The following is an 8,167-nucleotide window of genomic DNA, read 5'->3' as shown; positions in this document are numbered from 1 at the left end:
CCAGTGGGTGAGCGAAGGTGGACGGACGCGCTATATAGTCACGGCTTTGGCGCCAGAGCTTGAGGCTGCACACTTACAAGCAGTTACAAATATTGTGTCCAACCAAGGTTTCAACATTGAAACTGTGACCCGTTTGTCAGGTCGTCCAGTCTTAAATGGCGAATTGGATGGGCCAAAGCGCGCTTGTGTCCAATTTGGTTTAAGCGGACAAATGCTGGATGCTGCAGCGATGCGTGCGGCTTGCTTACGCTTATCACATGAGTTGAATGTCGATGTCGCGGTTCAAGAAGACAATGCCTACCGCCGTAACCGACGTTTGGTCTGTTTTGATATGGACTCGACCTTAATCGAGCAAGAAGTGATTGATGAGTTAGCTATTGAAGCAGGTGTCGGCGCACAAGTAGCTGAAATCACAGAACGTGCCATGCAGGGTGAGTTGGACTTCCAACAAAGTTTCCGTGCACGTGTCGCACTGCTCAAAGGAATGGATGCTTCTGTTCTACCTAAGATTGCGGAACGCTTGACCGTTACAGAGGGTGCGGAACGTTTAATCTCAACTTTAAAAGCATTAGGTTACCGTACCGCGATTTTATCGGGTGGGTTCCAGTACTTTGCTGAGTATTTACAAGCGAAATTGGGCATTGATGAAGTGCATGCCAATATCCTAGATGTTGAAAATGGCGTAGTGACAGGTGAAGTGAAAGGCCACATTGTCGATGGTGCACGTAAAGCATTATTGCTGCGTGAATTAGCTGAAAAGATGGGGATTTCGCTTGAACAAGCCATTGCTGTAGGCGATGGTGCAAACGATTTACCGATGCTGTCGATTGCGGGTTTAGGGGTCGCATTCCGAGCGAAACCATTGGTAAGACAAAACGCGAATCAAGCTATTTCAAGTGTTGGTTTAGATGGTGTTCTGTATTTATTGGGCGTGCATGATAAAGATTTGAATCGTGCCTAAAAGCATTTGTGAGGATAAAAAACGCAGCCCTCGAGCTGCGTTTTTTTGTTGCAAATTTAAGCAAAAAGCGATGAGTGGTCAGTGAAAAATGTTGATAAAAACAACGATCAACAGAATCGAAAAAAATATTTTTAACTGCTGAAATTAAGGGTTTTATTTTGTAATGACACGCCAAGACCGAGCGTGTCTTTGTTTTGGAAAAGTTCAAATCTAAAAAAATGTAATGACAATATAATATGGCGACAAGGTATGTCGCATTCTAAAAATACAAGCCTTTTTTTCTTTTCAAAACTGCTCATAATGCATGCATAGAGTTTGAAAGCTACACAATCCATTAATTTTAAACGGTATAGGGGATGGGTTCAGCGCAGTGTATAGATCGCTTGAACTGATCTTAGACGGAGGTTTTTATGGTAACAGCGAATTTAGCTACCATCGTTGGCTTGAGTTTAGTCGCCGCTGCGTTGATTGCTGTTTTCTTTTCGCCTTATCGTCGCTGGTTGAGTTTTATGGTGGCGGGTATGGTGTTTTGGGGAATACTGGAAGTCATTCGCCTAGGTGTGCAAGCAGTCTTTGAAATGCCAATCACTTATAGCTACTTAACTGCTTTAACTTCAGCGATGCTTATTGTGACGATGTTACTTCTACGTGAAGACCGTCGTGCAGAACGTGCATTGGCGCAGCGCCGTTGTATTGAACATACACCTGTATATGAAGATGACCAACAGCAATGTTCTAGCCGCTAAGTCATAAGTACATACCGTACAAAAAGATGCCTAGGGCATCTTTTTTACGTTCTTACATGATTGTTATACAAAGCCTAGCAGTAAAAATGGCAACTTGTGGTAGGATTGGAAACAGTCAATTTATCAACAATTACAATAGGCTTACATGTCATGAAACTATCTTCAATTCCTGTGGTTAAACTTCCATTGGTTGATGTCAGCACGGATCCGCTGGATTTAATGGTTACAGGTCTGGCACTGCGTATGAAACAACTGGCACGCACTAGCCCAAAATTTATTGAATTGGTTCATGAGCGTCAGTTCCGTATTCAGATTGGTACGGATTTGGGTATGGCCCGCCAAATTATTGTCAATAATGGACAGATTGATACGGTTTCAGGTGATGCTGAAAAAGCCGATTTTATTTTACAGTTTGCGGACAGTGAGCAGGGTGTGAAAACTTTAATCAAAGGTGATCCAACCGCATTTATGACTGGCATGCAAAACGGCAGCATTAAAATGGAAGGTGATTTTGGTCTCTTGGTTTGGTTTAACCAAGTTGCAAAATTGGTTCCGCCAAAGCTACCAAAGCCTGTGAAAGCAAAAATTAAAGCCGCTCGTGCGTTTTTAAAAGAAAAAACGGGTAAGTAAGTTTTATTGAAAAATAATATATTTATCAATATGATTGCCCCCAAATTATGGGGGTAATTTTTTTATGAAAACTTTTTTAACTGCAACATTAATGACAGCATCTTTAGCACTAACAGGTTGTGCGAGTATTATGTCTGGCTCAACGCAGACACTTACATTTAAGTCAGTTCCTGACACAGCAAATATTGTGATCACAAATAAACTGGGTGAGAAAATTCATACAGGCTCAACCCCTGCAACGGTCACTCTTAAACGTGGTAATGGGTATTTTAAACCCGCAAGTTATGATGTTACATTTTCAAAAGAAGGCTATCAACAGAAAACCGTAGATGTCACTGCAAAAATGAATGGTTGGTATATAGCTAATATCGTTTTTGGTGGATTAGTTGGCTTTTTGATTGTTGATCCTGCTACTGGTGCTATGTATAGCTTAAGCCCTAATGATGTGAATACACTTTTAGAGATTTCTAATACTGAAAGTAACAAGATGCAAAACAATCAAAATCTTACCGTTATGCTCATTGATGAAGTACCTAAGGATATGTTGGCGCGAGTACAATTCATCAAGCAAATTTAATCCTATCAAAAAGCCCTCAACTGAGGGCTTTTTGATACGTTGCTTTTTTATTCGACTTCTAAATTAAAAGTCACAGGGCCATCATTGACCAAATGTACTTTCATATCGGCGGCGAAAATACCTGTCTGTACAGTTTCAAACTGGGCCTTGGCATAGTCAACCAATTGTTCATATAAGGCTTGGGCATCATTTGGTGGCATAGCGGGTCCAAAGTCAGGACGCAAGCCCTTTTGCGTCTGCGCCATCAAGGTAAACTGAGAGACCAGTAAGATTCCACCACCTGCCTGACTCACGTTCCAACCCATTTTACCTTGTTCGTCATCGAAGAAACGATATTTTAAGATCTTATCGACCAGTTTCTTCCCTTTTTCGAAGGTATCATCTTTTCCTATACCTAAGAAAACCAAGATACCGTGTTGAATTTCGCCAGTGGTTTCACCATTGACGACCACTTTGGCTTCGAGAACGCGTTGTAATAAGGCTCGCATGATTGATTTGATCTATCGCTTGATTATGCAAAGTGGAATTGTAGCAAACCTATATTGCCTGAGCAGATCATCAAGCATATTTTGCACATAAATGACTGAAGAATAGCGAATAAAGATCACACTATTCCATAAACCGATTAAATTTATGAAAATTATCCGTTTTAACAATTTGTGTAATTTTTGTATCTTGGCTGACGCAGGAAAGGTAGGAATTTTAGTGAGATAGAAACGATGTTTAAGTTTTCTTTGTTAGTTGCAATGTTGGCAACTGCGACGGGTGTTACACAAGCAGCGACATTAACCAAAGATAATGGTGCACCAGTCGGAGACAATCAGAACTCAATAACTGCGGGCGAATACGGACCGACTTTACTGCAAGATGTTCAACTCGTTCAAAAACTGCAACGCTTTGGCCGAGAGCGTATTCCTGAGCGAGTCGTACATGCGCGTGGTACAGGGGCCTATGGTGAGTTTGTTGCAAGCAAAGATTTATCCGATTTAACCGTGGCTTCCATGTTTAAGGGAGGCACTAAAACCCCTGTATTTTTACGCTTTTCTACCGTCATTCATCCGAAAGGTTCACCAGAAACTTTACGTGATCCACATGGTTTTGGCTTGAAATTTTACACACAAGAGGGCAATTGGGATTTAGTGGGAAATAATCTTCCTGTGTTTTTTATTCGTGATGCCATCAAATTTCCAGACTTCATTCATGCCATGAAGCCAAGTCCTGTGTCAAATGTACAAGATGCCAATCGCGTATTCGACTTTCTACAAAGCCAACCTTGGTCAGTCAACATGTTGACCTATGTTTACTCAAATTTGGGTACACCTGTGAGCTATCGTAATCTGGATGGTTTTGGGGTACATGCCTTTAAGCTTTATAACGCTAAAGGTGAATATAAGTACGTGAAATTTAATTTCCGTACGAAGCAGGGGGTAAAAGGTATGAATCTGGAAGAAACGGCTGCAATGCAGGCGAAGGACTTCAACCATTTAACCAATGATTTGTATAACAATATCAATGCAGGTCATTTCCCGAAATGGGACTTGTATATTCAAGTGATTGATCCTAAAGACTTAAATAATTTTGATTTTAATCCATTGGATGCAACTAAAATTTGGCCAACTCATTTAGTTCCAGAATTCAAAGTTGGAACATTGACGCTGAATCGCATGCCAAAGAACTTCTTTAATGAAACGGAACAATCAGCTTTTGCACCAGGAAATTTAATCCCAGGTATCGAACCATCAGAAGACCGTTTGTTGCAAGGTCGCATTTTCTCTTATTCAGATACGCAAATGTATCGTTTGGGAGCAAACCATCAACAAATTCCTGTCAACCGTCCGCTTGTCGCTGTCCAAAATAACAATCAGGAAGGCGCGATGAATATGTCGCATCGTGATTCTGATGTGAACTATGAACCCAGTCGTGCCGAGCCTAAGTCCGCGGTATTACATGCCAAGGCTGTGAATACACCTCTGGGTGAAAAAGTGTTGCAACAGGCGATTCAAAAAGAACAGCCTTTTAAACAAGCTGGTGAGTTATACCGCTCTTATTCAACACAGGAAAAAAATGATTTGATTCGGAACCTTGCGGCCGACTTAGGTCAAGTCAAAGATCCAGAAACCAAAAATCTGATGTTGTCATATTTTTATAAAGCGGATGCAGATTATGGCAGACGTTTAACTGCGGCAACCAAAGGAAATCTTAAGCAAGTAGAAGCGAAAGCAGCATTGCTACAAGACTAATGGACACGTCTGAACAAAATTGGTGACTAGGGCGAGGACGTCACCTCCCAAGAGTCCTGTAAAACTCAGAACCTTTCCTGCAACCCTAGGGCGAGTTTTACAGGCATTGTATTTTTAACCGCTAAACAGTGGAAGATATGTCATGAAATTTCTATTTAACGGTTTAATGGTTGCAGTGCTCAGTCTAAGTACTTCGGTTGTCTATGCAGAACAAACGACTTCGACAGCATCCTTAGCACAATCGCAACAAGCTTTAATAGATCTATTTTTTGCTGCAACTCGAACTGGCAATCAAGATGTGATGAGTGAATTTTTAAAGTATGGTTTTCCAGTCAATCAGAAAAACCACGCAGGTTTTACTGGGCTCATGATCGCCAGTTATTATGGTCATCAAGATGTCGTAACGCTGTTATTAATACATGGTGCTGACCGATGTTTACGCGATCACAAAGGCAATACGGCTCTTATGGGGGCAATATTTAAGCTGGAATGGTCGATTGCCAATCAGCTACGCCAAGTTGATTGTGATGTACAGGCCAAACAGACAGGTCAAAAAACAGTACGAGAATTTGCAAAAGTGATTGGTCAAGAACAACAGCTGGAAAAATGGATAGAAACAGAGTCTCAACAAAAGTAAAAAGCACATTTCACTTTGAACCTTGGTCGAATAGCGCTAGTGAATTACTAAAACATGGCTATGCAGTTTAAAAAAATGTGCTTTAATGCAATAAGTTGCTAAAAACCGAAAATGATATGTCTGCCATCATCCAATCCTTATTAGATACTGATCTGTACAAATTTACGATGCTACAGGTGGTACTGCATAAGTTCCCTCAAGCACATAGTGTGTACCAGTTTCGTTGCCGTAATTTGGATGACACGGTTTATCCTTTGGTCGACATTCTGGATGATTTAAATCACCAATTAGATTTGCTTTGCCTACTGCGTTTTCAAGACGATGAACTGCAATATCTACGCGGTTTGCGCTTTATCAAAAGTGACTTTGTTGATTATTTAGAGTTGTTTCAACTCAAACGTCGTTTTATTGTGGCCAGTATTGATCACCAAGGTCGTTTAGATATTCGGATTGAAGGGCCGATGGTTCAAGCCATGATGTTTGAAATCTTTGTGCTTGCCATCGTCAATGAGTTGTATTTCCGTCGTATTCGGACAGATGAGGTCATGGCTGAGGGCGAACGTCGACTACAAGCTAAAGTGGCCTTATTAAAACACTATGAAACATCGCAAACCCCAAATGATCCCCCATTTTTAGTTTCTGATTTTGGTACACGTCGACGCTATAGTCTCGCGTGGCAAAAACATGTGATTGAAGTGTTTAATCAAGCTGCACCACATATTTTCCGTGGTACCAGTAACGTCTTAATTGCGAAGCAATTAGGTCTTACCCCGATTGGCACCATGGCGCATGAATTCCTACAAGCCTTCCAAGCGTTGGATGTACGTTTACGTAATTTCCAAAAATCAGCACTGGAAACGTGGGTACAAGAGTACCGCGGTGATTTAGGCATTGCTTTGACGGATGTGGTGGGGATGGATGCATTCCTGCGTGATTTTGATCTGTACTTTGCCAAACTGTTCGATGGCTTGCGTCATGATAGTGGCGACCCGTATGAATGGGGCGATAAGGCCTATGCTCACTATAAAAAGCTGAAAATTGACAGTAAAACCAAAATGCTGACCTTTAGTGATGGACTGAATTTAGAGAAAGCGTGGGATTTACACAACTATTTCAAAGACCGTTTTCAAGTGAGTTTCGGGATAGGCACCAATTTGACCAATGACATGGGGCAAACGCCACTAAATATTGTGCTTAAACTAGTTGAATGTAATGGTCAGTCGGTTGCGAAAATTTCTGATAGTCCAGGTAAGACCATGACTGATAACGATACTTTTTTGGCCTATTTACGTCAAATTTTTGAGATTACTGAGGTATAAGTTTATATAACTCTAGTGTTTGTAATGCCAGAATTCATTTTGGCATTACGCTTTTTAAATGAGACAAATAGAGATATCTATAATTCTGCTAAAGGAATGCAAAAAATCAGAATAATTGTAAAAATGAGTTGTGCTAAGATCAAAGCATGACCTGAAAATATACGAAATAATATGACACATTCTGCCTTTAATTTTGGCTTACTGATAGAAGCAGAACAGTTGGTTCCGCATTTAGGCAATGAAAAACTACGCATCGTAGATTTAAGTCGCGCCTCGGTCTATGACCAGTTGCATATTCCACATGCTTTGCATTTAAAGCCAAAATTTTTAGTACGCCAAGACGAACAGGCTACGGGTTTACTACCCGATGCTGAGGGGCTACGAGACCTGATTTCTTATCTGAATATTTCACCCGAGCATCATGTGGTGGTTTACGATGATGAAGGTGGTGCTTGGGCTGGGCGTTTGATTTGGAATTTACACTGCTTAGGTTTTGAAAATACCAGCCTGCTGAATGGTGGAATTCATGCATGGCTTGCAGCAGGATTGCCAACGACGTCTGAGGTGGAGCAGTTTGAATCTGTCAGTGCTTTGGTACAGGTCGATCAAGCCAAAATACAGCAGTATCGAATTGAATATACTGAGTTATTAGAGAAAGTTCAAAGTAGTCAGGTCCAACTCTGGGACTGCCGAACAGAAGATGAATATACGGGTCTCCGCCTTGCAGCGCGACGCGGTGGTCACATTCCAAATGCATTACATTTTGAATGGAGTACTGCACTTAACCGTGAAAATCATTTAAGATTGCACCCTTTAGAACGCACGCAGCAACGCTTAGAGCAATTGGGTTTTAACTTAAATGAACCTGTGGTGGTGTATTGTCAGTCACATCACCGTTCAGGACTGGCTTATATTTTAGGTCGTTTATTGGGTTGGAATATTCAGGCGTATGACGGTGCGTGGAGTGAATGGGGCAACCGCCTCGACAGTCCTATCATTACCGGAGAGATGCCGTCTTGAGCCTCACATCACGCTTAAAAAAACAAATTTTCATTCA

At 41.3% G+C, this 8,167-nt stretch carries 9 protein-coding genes; 8 read left to right on the top strand and 1 reads right to left on the bottom strand.

The features are described 5' to 3' along the window. The 4 genes from serB to B4F08_RS10815 all read left to right on the top strand — a co-directional run. Positions 1-961, top strand: a 961-nt coding sequence (gene serB / locus B4F08_RS10830) for a phosphoserine phosphatase SerB (protein WP_291374366.1), incomplete at its 5' end; no start/stop codon positions are given. A gap of 410 nt (positions 962-1,371) precedes the next feature. Next, entirely contained in the window at positions 1,372-1,707 is a 336-nt protein-coding gene (gene aciT / locus B4F08_RS10825; RefSeq protein WP_004691806.1) for a ciprofloxacin tolerance protein AciT, read from the top strand. A gap of 150 nt (positions 1,708-1,857) precedes the next feature. Beyond that, complete coding sequence (locus B4F08_RS10820; protein WP_004691804.1) at positions 1,858-2,337, top strand: SCP2 sterol-binding domain-containing protein; 480 nt, start codon at positions 1,858-1,860, stop codon at positions 2,335-2,337. A gap of 64 nt (positions 2,338-2,401) precedes the next feature. After that, positions 2,402-2,914 carry a hypothetical protein gene (locus tag B4F08_RS10815; RefSeq protein ID WP_291374365.1) on the top strand — a complete coding sequence of 171 codons (513 nt, stop codon included), beginning with the start codon at positions 2,402-2,404 and terminating at the stop codon, positions 2,912-2,914. A gap of 47 nt (positions 2,915-2,961) precedes the next feature. Here B4F08_RS10815 and dtd read toward each other — a convergent pair whose 3' ends face one another. Further along, a complete protein-coding gene (dtd, locus tag B4F08_RS10810; RefSeq protein ID WP_086210331.1) occupies positions 2,962-3,402 on the bottom strand; it encodes a D-aminoacyl-tRNA deacylase in 441 nt (146 codons plus the stop codon). Between the two features lie 231 nt (positions 3,403-3,633). Between dtd and B4F08_RS10805 the strand changes: the two genes are divergently transcribed. From B4F08_RS10805 to B4F08_RS10790, 4 genes are all read left to right on the top strand, one after another. After that, the gene (locus tag B4F08_RS10805; RefSeq protein WP_086210330.1) at positions 3,634-5,154 is read left to right on the top strand and encodes a catalase; all 1,521 of its coding nucleotides are present in this window, start codon (positions 3,634-3,636) and stop codon (positions 5,152-5,154) included. Positions 5,155-5,296: 142 nt separating this feature from the next. After that, positions 5,297-5,791, top strand: coding sequence for an ankyrin repeat domain-containing protein (locus B4F08_RS10800; protein WP_086210329.1), 495 nt, complete (start codon positions 5,297-5,299; stop codon positions 5,789-5,791). 116 nt (positions 5,792-5,907) lie between these two features. Then, positions 5,908-7,110, top strand: a complete 1,203-nt coding sequence (gene pncB, locus B4F08_RS10795; RefSeq protein ID WP_119063332.1) for a nicotinate phosphoribosyltransferase — start codon at positions 5,908-5,910, stop codon at positions 7,108-7,110. 171 nt (positions 7,111-7,281) lie between these two features. Beyond that, the gene (locus B4F08_RS10790; protein WP_291374364.1) at positions 7,282-8,130 is read left to right on the top strand and encodes a sulfurtransferase; all 849 of its coding nucleotides are present in this window, start codon (positions 7,282-7,284) and stop codon (positions 8,128-8,130) included. Positions 8,131-8,167: the final 37 nt, after the last annotated feature.

The sequence above is a fragment of the Acinetobacter sp. UBA6720 genome (genome assembly GCF_002454215.1).
Classification (GTDB): Bacteria; Pseudomonadota; Gammaproteobacteria; order Pseudomonadales; family Moraxellaceae; genus Acinetobacter.
The sequence above is the reverse complement of the archived record's forward strand: the minus strand, read 5'-3'. Positions and strand labels throughout refer to the sequence as shown.